The 19,877-nt window shown below is 58.9% G+C and carries 19 protein-coding genes; 6 read left to right on the forward strand and 13 right to left on the reverse strand.

What is annotated here, in order from left to right:
* Positions 1-36 precede the first annotated feature (36 nt).
* The 6 genes from WCS52_12755 to WCS52_12780 all read left to right on the forward strand — a co-directional run bounded on the left by WCS52_12755 (position 37) and on the right by WCS52_12780 (position 6,746).
* Complete coding sequence (locus WCS52_12755) at positions 37-1,554, forward strand: hypothetical protein (GenBank protein MEI6168053.1); 1,518 nt, start codon at positions 37-39, stop codon at positions 1,552-1,554.
* Positions 1,551-3,302: an MFS transporter gene (locus tag WCS52_12760; protein ID MEI6168054.1), complete on the forward strand. Its 1,752-nt coding sequence runs from the start codon at positions 1,551-1,553 to the stop codon at positions 3,300-3,302. Before WCS52_12755 ends, WCS52_12760 begins: the two co-directional genes overlap by 4 nt.
* A gap of 33 nt (positions 3,303-3,335) precedes the next feature.
* Positions 3,336-3,683 (forward strand): rhodanese-like domain-containing protein, encoded by a 348-nt coding sequence (locus tag WCS52_12765; GenBank protein ID MEI6168055.1) that lies wholly within the window; start codon positions 3,336-3,338, stop codon positions 3,681-3,683.
* Positions 3,684-3,750: 67 nt separating this feature from the next.
* Positions 3,751-4,926 carry a tetraacyldisaccharide 4'-kinase gene (gene lpxK / locus WCS52_12770; GenBank protein MEI6168056.1) on the forward strand — a complete coding sequence of 392 codons (1,176 nt, stop codon included), beginning with the start codon at positions 3,751-3,753 and terminating at the stop codon, positions 4,924-4,926.
* Positions 4,895-5,929 carry a lipopolysaccharide heptosyltransferase II gene (gene waaF / locus WCS52_12775; GenBank protein ID MEI6168057.1) on the forward strand — a complete coding sequence of 345 codons (1,035 nt, stop codon included), beginning with the start codon at positions 4,895-4,897 and terminating at the stop codon, positions 5,927-5,929. Before lpxK ends, waaF begins: the two co-directional genes overlap by 32 nt.
* A gap of 25 nt (positions 5,930-5,954) precedes the next feature.
* A complete protein-coding gene (locus WCS52_12780; protein ID MEI6168058.1) occupies positions 5,955-6,746 on the forward strand; it encodes a glycosyltransferase family 2 protein in 792 nt (263 codons plus the stop codon).
* Here the strand turns inward: WCS52_12780 and WCS52_12785 are convergent.
* The 13 genes from WCS52_12785 to WCS52_12845 all read right to left on the reverse strand — a co-directional run bounded on the left by WCS52_12785 (position 6,688) and on the right by WCS52_12845 (position 19,861).
* The gene (locus WCS52_12785) at positions 6,688-7,251 is read right to left on the reverse strand and encodes a DUF2304 domain-containing protein (GenBank protein MEI6168059.1); all 564 of its coding nucleotides are present in this window, start codon (positions 7,249-7,251) and stop codon (positions 6,688-6,690) included. The genes WCS52_12780 and WCS52_12785 overlap by 59 nt on opposite strands.
* Positions 7,248-8,003, reverse strand: a complete 756-nt coding sequence (locus WCS52_12790) for a glycosyltransferase family 2 protein (protein MEI6168060.1) — start codon at positions 8,001-8,003, stop codon at positions 7,248-7,250. Before WCS52_12790 ends, WCS52_12785 begins: the two co-directional genes overlap by 4 nt.
* Before the next feature lie 203 nt (positions 8,004-8,206).
* Complete coding sequence (locus WCS52_12795) at positions 8,207-10,186, reverse strand: hypothetical protein (protein ID MEI6168061.1); 1,980 nt, start codon at positions 10,184-10,186, stop codon at positions 8,207-8,209.
* 9 nt (positions 10,187-10,195) lie between these two features.
* Positions 10,196-11,218, reverse strand: a complete 1,023-nt coding sequence (locus WCS52_12800; GenBank protein ID MEI6168062.1) for a glycosyltransferase — start codon at positions 11,216-11,218, stop codon at positions 10,196-10,198.
* Positions 11,218-12,180, reverse strand: a complete 963-nt coding sequence (locus WCS52_12805; protein ID MEI6168063.1) for a glycosyltransferase family A protein — start codon at positions 12,178-12,180, stop codon at positions 11,218-11,220. Before WCS52_12805 ends, WCS52_12800 begins: the two co-directional genes overlap by 1 nt.
* Positions 12,181-12,191: 11 nt before the next feature.
* Positions 12,192-12,827, reverse strand: coding sequence for an SIS domain-containing protein (locus WCS52_12810; GenBank protein ID MEI6168064.1), 636 nt, complete (start codon positions 12,825-12,827; stop codon positions 12,192-12,194).
* 26 nt (positions 12,828-12,853) lie between these two features.
* A complete protein-coding gene (locus WCS52_12815) occupies positions 12,854-13,834 on the reverse strand; it encodes a GHMP kinase (protein ID MEI6168065.1) in 981 nt (326 codons plus the stop codon).
* Positions 13,831-14,811, reverse strand: a complete 981-nt coding sequence (galE, locus tag WCS52_12820) for a UDP-glucose 4-epimerase GalE (protein ID MEI6168066.1) — start codon at positions 14,809-14,811, stop codon at positions 13,831-13,833. The genes WCS52_12815 and galE overlap by 4 nt, the downstream gene beginning before the upstream one ends.
* Complete coding sequence (locus tag WCS52_12825) at positions 14,808-15,548, reverse strand: nucleotidyltransferase family protein (protein MEI6168067.1); 741 nt, start codon at positions 15,546-15,548, stop codon at positions 14,808-14,810. Before WCS52_12825 ends, galE begins: the two co-directional genes overlap by 4 nt.
* Positions 15,549-15,672: 124 nt before the next feature.
* Positions 15,673-16,725 (reverse strand): glycosyltransferase family A protein, encoded by a 1,053-nt coding sequence (locus WCS52_12830; GenBank protein ID MEI6168068.1) that lies wholly within the window; start codon positions 16,723-16,725, stop codon positions 15,673-15,675.
* Positions 16,726-16,881: 156 nt separating this feature from the next.
* Positions 16,882-17,793 carry a hypothetical protein gene (locus WCS52_12835; protein MEI6168069.1) on the reverse strand — a complete coding sequence of 304 codons (912 nt, stop codon included), beginning with the start codon at positions 17,791-17,793 and terminating at the stop codon, positions 16,882-16,884.
* The gene (locus WCS52_12840) at positions 17,790-18,902 is read right to left on the reverse strand and encodes a glycosyltransferase family 4 protein (GenBank protein ID MEI6168070.1); all 1,113 of its coding nucleotides are present in this window, start codon (positions 18,900-18,902) and stop codon (positions 17,790-17,792) included. Before WCS52_12840 ends, WCS52_12835 begins: the two co-directional genes overlap by 4 nt.
* Positions 18,903-18,904: 2 nt before the next feature.
* On the reverse strand, positions 18,905-19,861 hold the full coding sequence (locus tag WCS52_12845) for a hypothetical protein (protein MEI6168071.1): 957 nt from the start codon (positions 19,859-19,861) through the stop codon (positions 18,905-18,907).
* Positions 19,862-19,877 lie beyond the last annotated feature (16 nt).

Here is a 19,877-nt window from a genome sequence, read left to right on the forward strand (position 1 = left end):
AGTCTAATAAAATCAATTGGAAATGGAGAAAAACGCATGAAGCATAAATACGCAACGATCTTTCACGCCAACCTGAACTACGCTTTTCTTGAGGAGTACAAGTATGAGCAGGTGATCCGGGCCTCCTACGAGACGATTATTGATGTCTTCCGCGAAAAATGTCCCGATGGCCGTTATACCTTTGAAGCGTCCGGCTATACCATTGAGCAGATGGCGGAGAAGACCCCGGATGTTCTGGAAAAGCTCAAGGCGGCGATCCGCAGCGGCCAGTGCGAATTCATGGGCGCTCCCTATTCCCACCCGATCATGGCGAATATTCCCGAGGAGGATGGCCGCTGGTCCTGCGAGTTCGCCCAGCGTGTCTATGAGAAGCACCTCGGGTTCCGGGCGGAATCCTTCTGGAATCCTGAATGCACCTGGATGCAGTATGTGCCTCGCGCGTTCCATGATGCCGGCGTGAAGTATCTCACCCTCGACTTCGAGTCGTATATGAGCTGCAACGACAAGGATTACAGCTGGGTCGAGCGCAACCGCACGCGCGACATCGGATGGGGCGGGCATCTGCCCTGGTATAATCTCGATCCCAACTGCAAGTTCCTGCACCGGCCTTTCCGGGATGTCGTGCCCGGCATGCACGGCTTCTGCCGGAGCGACCGGCTGATCGGCAAATATGTAGGGTACTTCCTGGATCGTCTGCCGCTGTCGGAATATATAGACAACATTAAGAAATGGACCCCCTCTGACGGAAAAGGGGCCACCCTGATTATTGCCGACGATGCCGAGTACTGCGGCACGACCGGATATTTCTTCGTGAAGCATTACCGCGACTATACCCGTAGCTTCACGGTGGATCCCGGTGCGGCGGGCAAGCTGGAGCGGCTGACCAAAGCGGTGATGGAGATCGGCCAGTTGGTGACCTTCAAGGAGGCTTGTATGGAAGAGCCGGTGGAAGAACCCTTCTTTGTCGAGGATCGCTTCGCCTGGCATAAGACCTGGGCGGATGCCTGGGCGGGAACCCCGGAGGCACGGGAATGGGACCCGATTCTGGCCGAGATGCGGCGTGATTATGCCCGGACGGTCCAACCGATCGCCGAGGCGCCGGCGAATGCCGCCCGGTTCCGCCCGCTGGTCGAAAAATACTGGTTCCATCTCACCAACTCCGCCAACAGCGACGGGCGCTGGCCTGCACCACCGGCGGAGACCTGTCCCTTCAACCGGGAATGGGTGTTAACCGAAATGGACCGGACACGAGCCGCCCTGGCCGCCCTCAAGGTCGCCATTGCCGGGATGCCCTTGCCGCCACCCGTTGAGGATAAGGATGACCAGAGGGATTGGGAATACGGCTATCACTTTACGGACAAGGATGTCACCCAGGTCGCCCGGCTGAACAATTATGAGTTACAGCACGCGATTTACTTTGCCCACAAGATGGTGGATAGCAAGAAGGCGGAAAAGGCGGCGGAAGGCAAGGCGCTCCTGCGCCGCGTGTTTGATGAGTTGGACCGGCGTGGCATGAAAGGGGTTCGCCCGCCTTCCATTCAGGAAGGCACATGACCCTGTTCCCCATCCTCACCCAACAGAAGAAGGTCCCTTTTTTGTGGATCGTGCTGATGAACTTCTCATGGTTTGTCGGTTTGTACACCATGTTTGTGGTGGGGACGGCCCTGCCGTTCACCATGCGGCGGTTTACCGATGACACCCGGTTGATGAGCCTGGTCACCAGTGTCGGGCTATGGTTCGGGATTATTCTGGGGCCGCTGGTGAATTATATCAGCGACCGGATCTGGACCCGGTTCGGACGGCGCCGGCCCTTCATGCTGGTGGCCATCTGCGGCACCCTGCTGTCCATGTTCTGTATCCCGTTCATGCCAGCCCTGTCCCCCCTGATTATGGTGGTCGTGGTGAGCTCGATCCTTGGGGATGTGGGCTCCACCCAGGAGCCGCTGTGGCTTGAGGTCATTCCCTCGTCCCAGCGCGGGACGGCGGTGGCCGTGCGAACCCTGATGACCAGTATGGCCAGCCTCCTGTTCTTTCAGATCATGTTCGCCCAGTTCGATTTCGTATATCACCTGCCGGGCGGGATGATGCTCACAGGGGAGCAGATGTGCTACCTGAGCGCGGGCATCCTGCAGTTGCTCTACCTGCTCCTGCTGGCATTTGGTATCCGTGAGGTGAAGCCGGAAGGCATCACGTTGCAGCATCCGGAAGAAATCCGGTCGGAACAGCTCCTGAACGCCATTGAGGGAATCTTTGCCGAGCGTCGCTGGTGGCATTACCTGTTTCTCTGCCCCTTGCCGGCCCCCTGGATGCTGGCGATTGCGGAACGTTCCCGCCAGCGTTGGGTGATGCTAATGCTTTTTCCCTCGGCTTTCTTGGCGCGTTTCATGCGGGATGTCTTTTGTGAAACACGGTGGTGGTGGATTTATATGTTCTATATTGCCGGCACCTTTATGACGGCGGGGGGCGGCTTTGCCAACTTGATGCTGGTGGAGCAGTTCCATTATTCCAAGCCCCGGATTGCCCTTACCGGTCTGCCCGGCATGATTATAGGTAACGCAGTGATCATCCCCTTCATGGGCTGGTATGCCGACCGGTTGCCCCGGATTCCGGTCTGGCTGCTCGGGGGACTGGCTGCCGGGGGTGGGACCGGGCTCTGGTACTTCATGACACTATGGGGGGATGTCCCCAAGCTGGATCTGCCGCCGTTCTGGGTCATGATGGTGATGTTGGTGCTGGCGACCGTTGCGGTGGGTGCCCTGGAAATTCTTCTTTTCCAGGGGTTGCGGTCTTTGAAACCGGCCGCCAATCCACGTATCTGGGCCTGGTTGTTGAACATGGTGAAAACCCTGCTGGGGATCGCCTTGACCTATGCGATCATCAAATGGTCATCCGGGAGTGTTCCCAGTATGACGAACTGGTATCTGATGATGTGCATCTGCGGGGCCATGGGGATCCTGACGATTGTCAGTGGTCCGTTGTATTATGACTTCCTGCCGAAGGATAAGATCGGGACCATCAGCTCGGGGTGCGGGTTGCTCAGTACGACCGTCTCGGCTGTCATCAGTACATTTGTAGGGGTCTGGATATTCTACTTCACGAAATGGTCAAGTGGCCATGAGGCGACATCCGCCACGCAGGATTACTCCAGCTACCTGGTGATGCAACTGATGTTTGGCGTGATCACCATTGTGTTCACAGCCGTTTTCTTCTATCGTTTCATGAAAGGCCGGATGGTGGAATACGGGCGGCTCGGGCTGAACTCAACGGATCCGACCCCTGAAAATCACAGCTCAATGGTGTGAGCCAGCGGGTACTGAGGGGAGAAGGGGCGCTTTATGGATAAATTTTGGATTATCATTGTCGCGGTAGTCTTGTTGGCTGTCATGGTGAAGGCCATGGGTGCGTCACGGGGCAATGCCGCAACGGCCAAGGAGAAAATCAAGATGGGCGCGTTAATATTGGATGTCCGGACGGCGGGTGAATATCAGGGGGGCCATGTTGAGGGGGCCATCAACATCCCGGTTCAGGACCTGGAATCCCGCCTGGGTGAACTCAAGGATAAGAAGCGCGCCATTGTGGTCTATTGCGCTTCCGGCATGCGGAGTGCGTCTGCCGTCAAAATTCTCACGGGCGCCGGCTTCAGCGATGTGACGAATGCCGGCGGGTGGGGCAATCTGAAATAACCGCTCACTCGCTTGACTCTCGTTAGCGGTCAATGGCATCATGTCCCGCTATTTTTGTGGGGACATTGTGAAATCGAACCGGTTGGAAAATCTTGAGACCTTTCTGGTGGATTTGATCCAGCGAAAGGATACGTCGCGGATCAAAGACTGGCGTACCCGCCTGCTGCTGGGGGTGCTCCGGCAGGCCTCCTATGGGTTTAAAGGCATTGTGCGTCTCCGGCATCTGCTTTACGATCAGGGGATTTTCCGGCATCACACCCTGGGGTGCCAGGTCATCAGCATCGGCAATGTGACGGTGGGCGGAACGGGAAAAACCCCGGTAGTGGAGGTGTTCGCTCGCACACTTCAGAAGCGGGGCCGCAAGGTGGCGATCCTGAGCCGGGGTTATAAGAAAAAAGAAGCCCCGTTTCTCTCCCGTCTGGTGAATAAACTCCTCCTGCGTGAGTCGCGCACTCTCCCCCGGATCGTTTCTGATGGGAAAAAACTTCTGCTCGATTCGGCCTACGGGGGGGATGAACCGTACATGCTGGCGTCCAATCTTGCGGATGTGGCCGTTCTGGTGGATAAGGACCGCGTTAAAAGCGGCCGGTATGCCATCAGTCGCCTGGGCTGCGATACCTTGATCCTGGATGACGGGTTCCAGTATCTCTCGTTACGCCATCATGTGGAGATCGTTCTGGTGGATAGCAAAAACCCCTTTGCCAACGGGTATATGTTGCCACGCGGGCTGTTACGTGAGGATGTGAAGCATCTCGCCAAGGCCCATTACATTTTCATTACCAAGTGTGATGGGAGTGATAACAGTGCCTTAAAGGCCGATATTCGCAAATTGAACACGCAGGCGGAAATGATCGAATGCACCCATCGGGCGCGTTACCTGAAGAATGTCTTTACCACCACCCGCGAGGAACTCTCCTTTTTAAAGGGACTCACGGTTGCGGCCGTCTCCGGGATTGCGGTCCCCGGGGGGTTTGAACGGGAACTCGAGCATCTCGGGGCACACCTGATCCAGCGGGTTCAGTTTGCGGATCACCATCGCTATACCCAGCAGGAGATCATCGAGGTCATTAATACGGCCCGAAACAGCGGGGCTGAGGCGATCATTACCACTGAAAAGGATGCCGTTCGTTTTCCCCGTCTTGACCGGTGCGATCTTCCGGTCTATTTTCTGAGGGTAGACATAGAACTTCTGTCTGGAACGGAGGACTTCAATGCCTGTATCGCTCGAATCTGTTATAAGTAAGGCGTCGGATGCCGCTCCCCGCTTGTTGGTCGTGAGTCCGACGTGGCTGGGCGATTGCGTGATGGCCATGCCGGCCTTGAACGCCTTGCGCAAGCAGTTGCCCCGTGCCAGAATCACCCTGCTCGCCAAACCGTCTGTGGCACCGGTCTGGTCTCTTTTTCCGGGGATTGAAGGGGTAATTCCCTTGAAAAAGGGGTTGATGGGAATGTTGGATACCATCAGTAAGGTCAAGGCGGGCCAGTTTGATTTCGCCTTTATCCTGCCGAATTCTTTCAGGTCGGCCTGGATTCCCTGGTTGGCGGGGATTCCGGGGCGCAGGGGGGTGCCCGGCCAGAACCGGTGTTGGATGCTGACGGAGTCAGTCCACCTGTCGTCCTCCGCCCGGGCTGGCCATCAGTCGCTGGAAATGGCGGAAATCTTGCATCTGCCGGTTGATCGCCTGGAAGCCCCTCCCTTCCTTTTTGTGCCAAGGGCCGACCGGGAGCGGGCGAGCCGGTTGCTACCCGTAGACCGTCCTTGTGTGGCTTTTTTTCCGGGGGCATCCTATGGTCCGGCCAAGCGTTGGCCTGCCGAGCGATTTGCTTCCTTAGGTACCCGACTGGTGGCAGAGCAGGGGTGCAGTATCCTGGTCCTTGGCGGGAAGGCTGATAAACCCGTTTGTGATGAGGTGGCGGGCCGGATTGGCGGCGGCGCTATCAATCTGGCCGGGGAAACGGATCTGATCGAGTTGGCCGGGTTGCTCGGGCCGTGCCGGGCCGTGGTGGCCAATGATAGTGGCGGGATGCATTTGGCCGCCGGACTTGGTGTCGCGCTGGTGGGGATTTTCGGACTAACCGATCCAGTCAAAACAGCGCCGGTGGGAGCCTGTAGCCGGGTGCTTTGCGCCGAAGGGGTCGTCCGTTCGCGTGATATTGCCCGTGATTCGCTTGAAGCCCGTAACGCCATGGAAAGCATCGCGGTTGAAACCGTATATCAGACAGTGCTGGCATCCCTAAAAGCCTAATAGTCTACAGACTGCTTCCCTATTTATGAAGATCTCGATTATCACTCCCAATTACAATGGGGCACGGTTCCTGGAGGAATGTGTGCGCTCGGTGCATTCGCAGCGTGGGGCCGGCGTGGAGGTGGAGCACATCGTGATTGATGGGGGGAGCCGGGATCACTCCCTGGAGATCCTGCAACCTTATCGCGGAGGAATCACGCATTTGATTTCTGAAGCCGATCGCGGTGCCGCCTCGGCCATAAACAAGGGCTTACGGTTAGCCTCCGGCGACGTGATCGGTTGGCTTAATTCCGATGACCGTTATTATCCCGGTGCGCTCGCCCGGGTCACCTCGGTGATGCAGGCCCATCCCGGAAAGGCCCTGTGTTTTGGCCATTGTCCGATATTGAACGAAGAGGGGCAGGAGATCCGGAAGGCCATCACCCGCTTCAAGGAGTGCTTCTTTCCGGTCTCTTCGCGATTCATGATCCAGAGCATCAATTATATTTCTCAGCCGGCCATGTTTTTCAGGCGTTCGGCTTATCAGGTGGCGGGGCCGCTTCGCGAAGAGTTGAGGTATGCCTGGGATTATGAATTCATCCTGCGGCTTTGGCAACAGGGCGGGGCCGTGCATGTCCCTGGTGGCCCGCTGGCGGCCTTTCGATGGCATCCAGGGTCGTTGAGTGGGCAGGGGTTTGTGCCCCAGTTCCAGGAGGAACTGGAGGCGGCGCTGGCGGATGCCGGCCGGTATTCCCTGCAAGGCCTGATGCATCGTGCCGTCAGGTGGGGGATTGTGACGATTTACAGCCGGATGACGAAGCCTTCTCCAACTCCGTGATACGGAGTTCCAATTCGGCGGCATGCTGGCAGACCCGGCGCTGGTCAGCGCGCAACTCGGACAATGCGAGCGAGAAATCAAACACGACCAGCAGGAGAAAGGCAAATACGACCATGGTGATGGCGCTGATATACTGCATCCCGGTCAATGCGGCCAGCCAGCCCACCGCATCAGGGTAGATGGCAAATATCAGCAGCGTTACCCCGGTGAAAACCCACAGAAGGGCGTAGCGTTCTTCCATGGCAAACCGTCGCACCGCCTCCAGGGTGATCATCAATACGAGGGCGCTGAGGAATCCCAGTACAATGCGCATCCTGAACACCAGGGAGGCTGGATTTTCGTCCCGAAAGAAGGAGGGGTGATAGGCCGCCAGCGCACAACCGATGCCAATGGTGATCCAGGCCAGTCCGAGGAAAAAACGCTTCTGTTTCTGCGTCACCATGCGGAACCCCATCCCCAGCATTCCCAAACAGAGGGCGCACAGGAAAACTTTCTGCAGCGTCATGGCATCTCCTGGATAATGTTATGGCGGGCGTAGCGGCTGTTGACCGTCCGGGCCCGGTCAACCGCCAAGGCCAGTCCAACCTTGAACATATAGTAAAAAGCCCCTGATGACTTTATGGAGGAGACGCCGGTGGTGCGCGGGCGGAAACGGGCGCCCACTTCACGGAAACGATAGCCCTGCCGCCGGAGCAGCGCCAGGGATTCGGGTTCAGGATAATCGAGCGGGTAGGAACGGGAGAAATAGGAGATCAGGGGGCGGTTCATCATTTGAAAGCCCGAGGTCGGATCGGTGACACGAGCCCGGCAAATGAGGGAGAGTAAAAGGGCCAGACCCCGGATGCCGGCGTATCGGAAGGCGGTACTCTTGTAGGAGTCGGCGTCGTCTTCGAGGAACCGTGAGGCGATCACGAGGTCCACATCCCCTGATGCCATTGCGGCGACCAGTTTGGGGATTTCAGAAGGGGGGTGCTGGCCGTCGCCGTCACAGCGGATGATATAGTGATAGCCTTGCCGATAGGCGTAGCGGAACCCCGCCTGAACGGCGCCACCCACTCCGAGATTACACGGCAGATCGAGGACATGAACGCCCTGGGCACGGGCCACTTCTGCCGTCCGGTCAAGGGAGCAGTCATTGATGATCAGGATGTCAGTTCCGGGTGCCGCCGCGCGGACTTCAGCGATGAGTCCTGGAAGGGCCGCCTGCTCGTTGAAAGCCGGAATAATGACCAGAGTTTTTTTCAGAATGTCGTCCATGCCGGAAGACCATACTGAAAAATCAGTTACTTGTTAAGATGTAACTGTGCTTGGGGGGGCGGAGGGCCAGGGTCTATTGTTTTGGCCTGTTTTGGCTTTGCGGATGCGACGGAGCGCATCCCTCCACTGTGAGAACACATGATATTTTCCTGATTTCGATCAGTTTGGAGGGTTTCGCTCTGTCGAAACCAGCGCCAGATCGGTCAAAACAAAAGACCCTGGGCGGAGGGCGCCTTGGCCAGTGGGGTGACGCGGCTCGCCACAATGATTCTCAGCCGCGGACTGACGGCCAGTTCATGCACATCCCATAGGTCCCGGGGCAAGCCGGCCACCGTCGTCTCTATGAGGAGATTAGTGGCGTAGCGTCGCCGCTGTTGTTCGACATAATTCTCCTTTAAGGCCGGACTGATGGTACCAAAAACGCCGAAATCCATTCCTACAAGATCCTCCGGCTTATCCAGCACGATTAGGAACTGGTTCCCCAGTGCCATATACTTGGGGAGGGGGTTGTATTCAACAATCCTGTAGAATGTCAGGCGCGGGTTAAAGCCGGTGATGGCACGGTAGACGTCCGACTGAATCAGGGAGCGGGAGCATATCCCGAGCTTTTGATGAGGGTCAAGGTGTTGCGCGAGAAACTGGTGCGCCGCCAATGAGGTGGTGTCGGGCGAGGGGTCCCGGTGCGGGAACGAGCGGAGCAGGCGGATCGTGCGGACCAACTCGTCCTCTGCGCTGCTGTTGAGGAGGGGGTGCCCCGGCGGATGGGATAGTGTCCAGGCTCCACTTGCCACCAATCCAGATAGCAGCAGGGGGCGCAGACCGGTGCGCCAGTCCCACAGCGCGCCGGCAATGGTGCCTCCCATCGCGCCCACGGCAATCAGGAGGCTCCAGCCTTCGCGCTGATACGCCGTGAACTGCAGCCACCCGGTGGCCACTTGTACGCAGGCTAACCCGCCCCAGCATCCCAGTAAAAGCGTCAGCGGTTGTTTGCGACGCACACCCCACACGAGGGCGCACAACCAGAGCGCTATCAGGCCTATCAAGGTGGAATCAAGCAGGGCTGAATGCAGTCCAACGCGCTTGATGGCAAGGAAATCACGGCCGAGCATTTCCAGGGTCAGGAGCGTCGTCATCGATTCCGGATTCGCGTTCAACGGGCCGGTCGTCTGGTTCGCACCCGTCAGGTGGATCGCCGTCATCGCGCGTTGCCACGGGGTCATATGCGTCATGTGGAAGGCCAGGAGGCCGAGGCCGACGGTCATGAGCAGCAGAATCAGGCGACCGCGCTGCCACACGGACTGGCGCGTTCCGGCCCCATCAATGAGGAGCAGGAGGAGCAGCACGCCATAAACATGTAAAAGCATCATCGGCACGGTAAGGGCCAGCCCCGTGAATCCGGCCACCAGCCACAGGATGCCGCGGCTCCGCGTTTCCGGTACGCGGGCCAGCAGATAGCCAAGCCACAATAGCGGCAGCACGATAAAGCCGATCTGGTTGGCGAAGGTCCCGACCCCGGTTTTAATCAGCAGCATCAGGCCCGGGAACCAGGCGACGCAGGCGGCTCCACAGAGCGCGGCCACACCGGATTTGCTTCCCAGGCGCAACAGGGCGTAGACGGCCAGCACCATCGCTGAACCGAAGAAGGGGCCACCAAACCGCGCGAGATAATAGGGGTCCCAGTGAAAGGCGAGGGCGGGCAGGCTCATGATCCACGCGAAGCCTGCGGGATAGCTGCTGTTTCCAATATAGCCCCAGGCCAGTACTTCGCGGACCATTGTGAGGTGCGTATAGGCGTCAGACTGACCCAAGGCCCAATGCTGCAGGGGGTGCAGGCTCCTGACGAGGATCCCGATCAGCAAAATAGCGGCCAGTAACCCGCTCTCCCCTTTCGGGATGGTGGACGATAGCGGACTGGCGCGGCGTGGCAGGAGTATGGCCGCTAACGTGAGTGCGGCGCAAATAACCAGGAATCCGGCGCCCTCCAGATATGGGGTATGGCGAATACAGCGGGTCCAGATCAGGCCGTACACACTCTGAACGGTCAATCCGAGCAGGAGTGCTGCGGCCGCTGTCACAGGCCAGGGACCGGGCGCGAGGAAACGTTTGGCGGGCAACCAGAGTGGCAGCAGGTAGAGCAGGGTGAATGACGTCAGCACCCCAAGTGTGATCCACACGTCTTGCATAGAGGTCCTTTATCTGGAAAGCGACGGCAGCAGAGGTGTTTTCCCCTGCGCGGCATCGTAGGCGCCGCTCCAATACATGCTGGCTAACAGGAGTCTCCAGCGCAGCGGGCGCGGGTGGGATGGGGTGGCCGGCCCGGCCAGTCGGGTGGCCGTTCGGCGTGCCCATGGGGAAGCGAAGAGGCGCATCAGCAGGTTCCTCGCCAGCGCACGGGGACGCGAAAGGGGCAGGGCCCCGGTGTTATAGAAATGGATGGAGGAATAGCCCATGCGGTAGATCCGGGTGCAAATAGATTGCAGATTCATCCAGTGCCGATGCCGGACCACCAGGGTGGGGTCGAAGGTCAACTGCATGCCGTGCCGCTCCATTCTCAAGCCGAGCTCAAGATCCTCGTGCGAGGCGAAGGGAAAAGACTCATCGAATCCGCCCGCCAGCGTGAATAATCCTTTTTTGAAAGAGACATGGCAGGTGTAGAAGAAGTGACCGGAGACCGGGCAATCTACGGGAAGATCACGATAGTTGAAGGCGTAGTGCCGTCCCCCCTGTTCCAGCCAGCGCATCAGGACGGTGGGCGGAGGGGTATCGTCCCAGGACGAAGCCCCCAGCAGTGCCTCGGTCACCGCAGGATGTGCGGCATGCCATTGCATGTGCCGTGCGACCAAATCGGGCGGGGCGAGGATATCATCACCCAGGAGCAGGACCACCGGCGCGCGAACGAATCGTAGCGCCGCATTGCGTGCGCGTGCGGGCCCGCCTTGCTCACTAAGAACCACGCAAGTCATCGGGTGGAGCGCCTGTGCGGAGGCCTGAAGCAGTGTCGCCGGGGCCGTGTCACCGGAAGCGTCATCACAGACGACCACTTCGAAGGCTTCCGGGGGGAGTCCGGTCTGGGCGTTCAATGCCTCAAGCACAGGCCCCAGGGTATCCGGGCGACGATAAGTTGGAAAAACGACACTGATGGCGGGGATCATTCCGCTTTGCCAGCGTTGATTCTGCCAGGAGGTGTGGGCGGGAATGGGGGGGCTTGCGTTCATCACGGGGGATCCAAAGTGATGCGCAGGAAGCGGCCGCGGAAGGTGCCCAGCACATAGGCGAGATAGATGCGGCCGCGGATACGGTGGTCGCGCCCGGCCAAACCTGCGGCGGAGAGGGTGTGGCGCAGAGCGCGTGAGATCACCGCAAGGAACCCGGTTCCGGTGTTTGACTTGGCCGAGGGGAGCTGGGTGTTAGTTGCTGCGGGCAGTTGTTCACGCAATGTGCGCCGGATAACCGTATCGGTAATACCGCCCCAATAGTAGCGGCGGTAGAAGAACGCGGGTTGGACCCTTTCCGGCGGCACGTCGTGAAGCATCCGGATTTCCGGGTGGTAATACAGACGTCCGTTGCGCGCTTCGATGCGGCGCTGGAGCTGCGTCTCTTCGCCGGACAGCAGCAGTGTCTTGATGCGGCCAAGTCGTTCGTCGAAGCCGCCTAGTTCGGCGAGGAGCTCGCGGGAGAAGAAACTGTTGCCACCGCCCAGCCGCTCATATCGTTCCAACCAGCGCGGCTGGTCCCCGAGATCGAGTGCGCCCAGGCATTCCTGCATCGACTCATCCAGCCAGGTGGGGCAGGGCGCGTGCCAGTCGAGATCAATGGGCCCACCCGCCCAGGCGGGGGGCGGTTGCACCTCGGTGAAGGTTTTCAGCGCACCGGCCAGCCAGCCTTCGGACGCCTGACCGTCGTCGTCGAGATAGCCCACCACCGGGGCTTTCGCCTCGCGCCAACCGGTATTCCGTGCGCGCGATAATCCCGGCACCGGTTCCATGACATAGCGCACTCCGGAGGCCGCATAGGTGGCACATACGGAAGGGGTATCATCACTTGAGCCGTTATCAATGACCAGCACCTCGTATTGCTCGCGTGGGAGCGTCTGCCGCAATACGCTACGCAGGCAGAGATCAAGCAGGCGTGCTCGATCTCGCGTGCAAATGATGGCGGTAATCAGGGGGGCACTCATGACGGGGGTGGCTAGGAGCGGCTGGAGACAGGGGCCCCGCTCACCCGTTCCGGGACATGAAACTGCTTGCAGAACCAGGCGGTGATCAGGTGGTCAAAGATCACGTGGACATCTTCGACATAGCCATAACTGTAATTGGGGACCAGTACCGGGGTGTCGAGCAGGGGTTGAATCTTACCGCCATCAAAGCCCAGCAAGCCGGCGGTGCGCAGACCCATTTTTCGCGCCAGTTCAACGGCACAGATCAGGTTCGGCGAATTGCCGCTTCCGGTAATGACGATCAGCAGATCGCCTTTCCGGGCGAATAATTGAAGCTGTTCGGTAAACACGTGCTCAAACCCGAAGTCATTGCTGAGGGCCGTGATGAGCGATACGTTATCCGTCATCGACATCACCCGGAAACGCTTAGTCGTTTTATTCGGCAATTTGCCGAGCACGGTTTTGGCCAGGTCGCAGGCCATATGTGAGGCGGTGCTTGCGCTGCCCCCGTTGCCAATGATGAATACCTGCTGATCGGCATCGTAGGCATTCTGGAGTTCCTCGATCAATGCCGCCACCTGCACGGCATCCACGCTGTTGATCACTTGTTTGAGTCCCGTGAAATATTCGCCAACAAAATCGATGCTGGTCGCTTTTTTATGTGTCATGGTCGCTTCCTTTTCCTGAGATTCAGTTACTCGATGAAAATGATTTTACTGCCCTGCGGCTCGAACCGGAAGGGAATGGGGCGCAGTTCGGGGAGGGTCCGGATGATATCTGCGTGCCGGTCCGGATGTGCATAGAGCAGGAGGAAGCCGCCACCGCCCGCGCCGAGGAGTTTGCCGCCAATGGCCCCGTTCTTGCGTGCAAGTTCGTACCAGCCGTCAATGGAAGGACTGCTGATCCCTGCCGCGAGGGTGCGTTTCAGCATCCAGCCGGCGTGCAACATCTCGCCGAATCCATCCAGATTACCGGCGCACAGGCTTTCGCGCAGTTGATCAGCCAGGTCGCGCATGGTCCGGAGTCCGTCCATGGTCACGCCGTTCTGTTCGGTATTCTTCCGCTGCTCACTGAGCACGTCATTGGCCGAGCGCGTCAGGCCGGTGTAGAGCATCAGCAGGCTTGACTGCAATTGCTCCCTGAGCTCTTTACGGCAGGGAAGGGGATCGACAAAGACCGATTCGTCCGGATTGAACTGGATATGTTGCATGCCGCCATAGGCGGCAATGTACTGATCCTGCTTGCCGATCGGTTTGCCGCAGAGCTCAATCTCGATCCGACAGGCCTCGTCGGCCAGTCGCTCGGCACTCACCAATTTTCCCGTGAAGGCATAGAGCGCGTTGAGTAGTCCAACCGTGTAACTGCTTGACGACCCGAGTCCGGTACCCTGCGAGGGCACATCAGAGATGGAGGTGATCTCGATCCCGCCTGTAATACCGGTGAGTTTGAGTGCCTCCCGGATTAATTCGTGTTTCAGTTCCGAAGCGTGGTCCACGATCTCGGTGACCGAATAACTTACACGAACCTTGTCGTCGAATTTGCGATTGACCGTGATGTAGATGTATTTGTCTATGGCCGTGCTCAGGACAGCCCCGCGTTCACGGCCGTAATAGGCGCGCAGATCGGTGCCACCACCGGCAAAACTGACTCTCAAGGGGGTGCGTGAAATAATCATGATTCATAGCCTTTCGGGTGTTCGTGTTGCCAGGTCCAGGCGGTGGACACCATACTGTTGAGATCCGGGAATTGCGGGATCCAGCCTAATACGGTGCGGGCACGGTCGGCGGCGGCGATCAGGATGTCGGGATCCCCCGCGCGGCGCGGCGCAGGGTCAACGCGCAGGGAGCGGCCGGTGATGGCTTGCACGGTCGCAATGACTTCCCGATTCGAGTACCCGCGTCCCAGACCCAGATTGACAGCGGTGGGTTCCGTGCGGTCTATCCGGTCCAGGGCCAGCAGGTGGGCCCGGGCGATATCTACCACATGGACGTAGTCCCGGATACAGGTCCCGTCGGGAGTGGCGCGGTCGGTACCGAACAACTTGAAGGCGGAGCGTTGATTCAGGGCGACGGCAAAGAGGAGGGGGATAATATGTGTTTCCGGTCGGTGATCCTCGCCGTGCAGTGCCGTGGCGCCGCAGGCATTGAAATAACGTAGCGAAATATGCCGGAGCCCATGGGCAGAATAGTACCAGTGGAGCGCCTGCTCGAAGGCCCATTTGGAGGCGCCGTATGAATTGCACGGTTGGCCGGCCATATCCTCGGTGATGGGGGTGTGGGCCGGCTGGCCGTAGGTGGCGGCGGTCGATGAAAAAACGAGGCGGGGGACACCGGAGGCCACCATGGCGTCGAGCAGGTGGATTCCACCTATGAGATTGGCGCGATAGAACCGGCCCGGATCGCGCATGGAGACGTCAATCAGGGCTTCGGCGGCCAGATGCACGACGGCATCAGGGCGTATGGCCTGCATGGATTCAGCGACGGCGGTGGCCTCCAACAGGTCGACCCGCTGAAATTGCGCCCGTCCGTCAACGGCCTTGAGATGGCCGTTTGACAAATTATCCCATACCCATACGGTGTGGCCGGCATCACACAGCAGTTCTGTTACCACACTGCCGATGAATCCTGCTCCGCCTGTAACAAGCACTTTCATGAAGCTTCCTTGATATTGTGCAACCGCGACGGCCAGTCACGAATGGCCATAGCGTATTTGTCGGGCGTACCCATGTCAATCAGGTAAGCGGATTCCGGCAGTCCCCACCCGAAAATCGGTACGTTTTCAGATAACCATTGCGGGAGGATGTCGCGGCCGAAATCGCTGAAACGGCCTGCGGGAATCCTGGCTAGGAGTGCGCGATCAAGGACCATGATGCCGGAATTCACCCAGGGGGATTGAATCTCTTCTTTTTTAGGCTTTTCCAGGAAACGCGTCACCCGCTGGTTGTCATCCAGTGCCACCACCCCGCACTGCTCCGCATCCGGCCGCTGGTCAAGGGTGAGGGTGGTATGCGGAGCTGGCCCGTGAGCGTGATGGAAGGCGATCAGCGCCCCCAGGTCCAGGTCCGTCAGGACATCGCCATAGGCCACGACGAAGGACTCCCCGAAAAACGGTTCCATCTGTTTAACTCCGCCTGCCGTCCCTAGTAATTCAGGTTCTTGCGAATAGTGCAGTGACACTCCGAGCCCAGTCCCATCATTGAAGTAATCGCGAATGGCCGTACTCTGGTAGTGCACGTTGATAGCAATGTGAAGAATGCCGTGCCGGCGTAGCCAGTTCAAGGTGTGCTCAAGAACCGGTTTGCCGGCCACGGGCACCATCGGTTTGGGCATGGTCTCGGTGAGGGGATAGAGGCGTGTGCCTTTTCCTGCGGCTAAAATCATGGCTTTCATGGGGCTCCTTGTTTGCTGCTCGAGTATCCAGAATAATTCAAGGTGGCGTTCGGCGTCCCCGACGAACGATTCTGCGTACGGTCCGCCAATCAGCCGCCGAGGACGCCGGCTGCCACCCAATCAATCAGCCACCTGTGCGTTGCGCTTTTTTATTCAAATTGAGCGCCATTCGGCCCAGGGCCAGCCACTCCTTCAGGGAGGTCGAGCGTGTGCGGCGCAAGGGCGAACCTGCGTAGTGACGGATCATCCATGGTCCCAACGCCCCGGCGTGGTAACAGGCCCTGAACCAGATATCGCCCACCGTGCGCCTGAAGGTGGCCATTGGATAGCGCTCGCGGTTCGTGTTAGCGGCTAACAGGGCTTGCAGCCACTGTTCACCCCGTATGAGTTCATCGCGTTGACGGATCGGGAAACACCGGCCACGCCCCAGATTGCGATGAAAACGGGTCGTCTCATCGTCGGTGGGAAGTCCCAGTTCCGCCAATTCACGGGCGGCAATGCGCGTGGCCAGTCGATCCATTTCGCTCCAGTCCGCTTCCGACATGCTTTTGGCATGCACCCGGTAATGGAGTAAAACGCGATTGATGTTCGCACAGGGGAAAAGCCTCACGCAACGGCTCCAGAGCTCGTAGTCGTCGGAGGGACAGAAGGCCGGATCGAATCGTAAGCCGTGTCGGGTAACCAGTTCGCGGCGTAGCATGATGGTCGGGTGGGCAAACGGGTTGTCAAACAGGGAGTAGCAGAGCGTTTCTTCAGTGGTGAGCGGCGGGCAGTGAAAAGTACCCTTACGCAGGCCAAAGGCCTGAACGCGGCCGCCACACAAACCGACCTCCGGGAACGTGTGCAGGAAGTCGGACTGGATTGCAAGGCGATCCGGCAGCGCGATGTCATCCGCATCCATGCGGGCGATCAAGGCGCCCCGTGCCTGTGTCAGCCCCAGGTTGAGCGCACCGGAAAAACCGAGCCGTTCCGCCCCGCCGATGACGTGGACCCGCGGGTCGTCTGCGGCGAATCGGGAAAGGAGTTCCGGCGTGCCGTCGGTTGAGCCGTCGTTGACCACCAGAAGCTCAAAGTTCCGACAGGTTTGGCCCAGAATGCTCTCTACGGAGGCGCGCAAATACTCTGCGCCATTATGGACCGGCATCAGGACGGTAATCATTGGGGAAGATGTGTTCATCGGAATGTTTATGGTCCGGCGTGCGGGATTTTCATAAAGTAAACCAATAGGTTCATTTTAGAGCGCTACACAGGTGGCAGCCGACGTCTCGGCGGCTGATTGACGGATAGGACGCAGAATCGTTCGCCGAGGACGTCGAACGCCACCTGTCCAGAGTCAAAATTTAGTCTTTCCAGTGATGTCCGTAAGTCGATCCAGAGCACTGACGGCGGAGTCCTGTCCGCTCCAAGCCAGGAAACGCCCTGCGTAATTCTGAAACGTGCCGGCCTGGATCAATCCGCTCCAGAACATGGGGTAGGGGCCGTTGAGATAGCGGAGGTAGGAGAGCAGATGACGGTCCAGACGCTCCAGCATCGCTTTTCCTGCTAGGCGGGCTGTCCAACGGGCGATGTGAATCCCCTGAAGCGCCAGGCGGCGTGGCATCGGTCGTTCGAACCAGCGGCCGCCAATGGCATAGCCATCCCCACAGACCTGGTAGGTTCTGGAGCATAAGTCGGGATCCAGTTCTCGCGCGGCGCGGTCCATGGAGCCCTCGAAGGCCCGTGCGCTAAGCGCCTCGGGCTGGCTCGCGCGTAATTGGCGTAAGATACGGGCCAGGGTGGGTACGTGCCAGAATCCGGGGTGGAGGCTGAACTTCCAACGGAAGTCGGGTGCATTCCTCTGCCAATGTAAGTCGGACGCGCCCAGGACGGTTCCGGCTTGAGGCTGATGCTGATCCCAACCCATGAGATTCACCTGAATCGCGCCCAAACGCGCGGCAGTATCCGGAAGCGTGTGGTTCAGGTACTGGGCATTACAGGGTCCGAACGGCGCATGATCATCAAGAATTAGGTAGAGCCACTCGATTCCGCGTGCCTCCAGTGCCGTAACGGCCTGCAGGGTGATGCCGATCCAGTCGCGCGGGTTTCCGATGAACGGCAGACAGGCGTCGGGCTTAAGTGCTGGCCTGGTCAGGCCACAGATGAAGACTTCGGGATGGTCAGGCCAGCATGTGTCGAGACGACCGAGCGTAAAGTTAGCAACCGGTTGGTAGGCGTCGCAGGTGGATAGCAGGATGGCAATGTTCACGAGGCCCTCGTTGCCAGGTTATTGAATATCTCCGCATGGCGGCAGAGCCACGGTTGGATGTCCAGATGTGCCATCGCATGAAGACGGGCGGCCGCCGCAAAGGTGGCTTGTTGTCGGGCGACGGTAAGGAGTGCCTCCGCCAATGCGGCTGGCGAGGGAGGGTGGTCCTGCTCATAATCAATAGGGCCAGGTATGCCTACCCCGGCGTCTTGGGTCACCAGTTCCGGCATGCCGCCCGTTGCGGAGTAGACGATAGGTAGGCCGCAGGCCATCGCCTCGACGACCAGGCGCGGACAAGGGTCGTTGTATTTGGTGTGAAGGAGCACATGCGCCCTTTGCATTAGGGGCACGGCCGCCGTCTGCGGATAGGGGCCTGTCAACTCCACCCGGTCTGCCACGCCGCGTTTTGAGGCGTAGGCCTGCAGCTCCGCCTCTGCGGTTGCGGTATCGGAACGCCAGGCACAGCGGCCGGCAATAATCAGTTGAGATTCCGGCAGGTGCGGGAGGAGTTCGGCCAGCGTATCCACTGCCGTCTGTACGCGGTAAAATGAGCCATGGCTCCCGGCCAGCAAAATCACAAAGCGCCCCGGTGCCGGGTCCGTTGGGGCTGGCACGAATACACGGGTGTCGACTGGATTATGCAGGATATCGCTGGGACAGTGTGCTTCGCCCAGATAGCGGTCAGCATTGTCCTTGCAGAAACGGCTTTGATAAACGATGTGGTCGGCCTGCACGAGCAGCTTCCGCATGTCCGTATTGGCGTTCTCCCAGCCGGGACCGTACCACCCGGGATAGGCCACGCCATTCTGGTTGAGGATAAAGTGCGCCCCGGCCCGGCGGGCCCGTTCAGCCATCCGTGAGGCAAACAGCGGGGTGTAGCTGCTGATGAGGTAAAGGAGGTTGGCCCTATGGGGCGAGTTGGGGAACATCTGCTGGAGATCCTGGACCTTGATGATGCCCCCATGCCCGGGTTCATGGGGTGCGGGTAGCCGGTCGAATCCGTAGAACACCCGCGGCGGGGTCCCTGTAGGGGGGCACACCTTCCAGCGCCTATGCTCTCGCCATTCCACGGGGAGCCGGTACAGCATTCTCTGCCAATGAGTCTTCATGGTCATTTTCCGGGGCCGTGATAAAGGTTCGGTTGTGACGAGGCTTTCCAGACAAGAAGGTGCTGTGCCAGTAAATCCGTAAAGCGTTCAGCCCCGTCACGGTTAAGATGTTGCGAATTATAGAAGGCGGAATGATCCCGGCAGATCGGGTCATCCGAAAAGTCCCAGAACGGGACATGGTTTTGCGTGGCAAGTGTCATGTAGGCCTGGAAAATTTCAGCGCGGTTGATCGTCAGTTCAATATTGCGGTGAAATTCGGGGGGATAGACCACGATCAGTTGGGCCCCATATTCTTTGGCCAGGCCTGCAATGTGCTGCAAGTGGTTGATTCCCGCCTGAGTGATCGGGTACGTTTTGCCTCCGGGATGATCATCTATAAAGCGGTCGAAAGAACCGTCCCATGTCCCGTTATGTGGCCGATAACCGTCGAAGCGGTATTCCCATGAGGCCGTTTCGCGTCCAATCAGACTCCAGATGGATTCAAACAGCATCACTTTATCCACTGCAAAATTGTAAAGCGGGACGTGGCGGCGCATCCAGAAGCCGGGTTCGACTGCCCGCGTATACGCATAGAGTGACGTCTCGTTAAGATAGGGTGCGTAGAGCGAGGGTTGATACACCTGGTCGAGCGGTTCCAGGGAGAATATGTCTACCGTTTGAATGATCACTGCCGGCGCCCGGTTATGGTGCAGGTAGGTTTCGAGAAGGGCAGCCTGTGCTTCCAGCCGGGCGCCGTCGATGGCGATATTGAAACAGGTCAGACCGGTTGCCTGACCCAGCCGGCGGCTATCCACATCCATTAGCGCGCGTGATGAGCCCGAGATCAGAAGCTCCGTATTGATCCGCCCGGAAACAATCCGGTTCCATACCCCGTAATCGCCCGTTTGTTTCCGGTGGATGCCCCACATCAGGAGGGCATCCAATGCCAGTGCCACCAGCCACAGGCCGAGGGCAAACATCAGAGCACGTAATAGG

The sequence above is a fragment of the bacterium genome, from assembly GCA_037128595.1.
Lineage (GTDB): Bacteria > Verrucomicrobiota > Kiritimatiellia > CAIKKV01 > CAITUY01 > JAABPW01.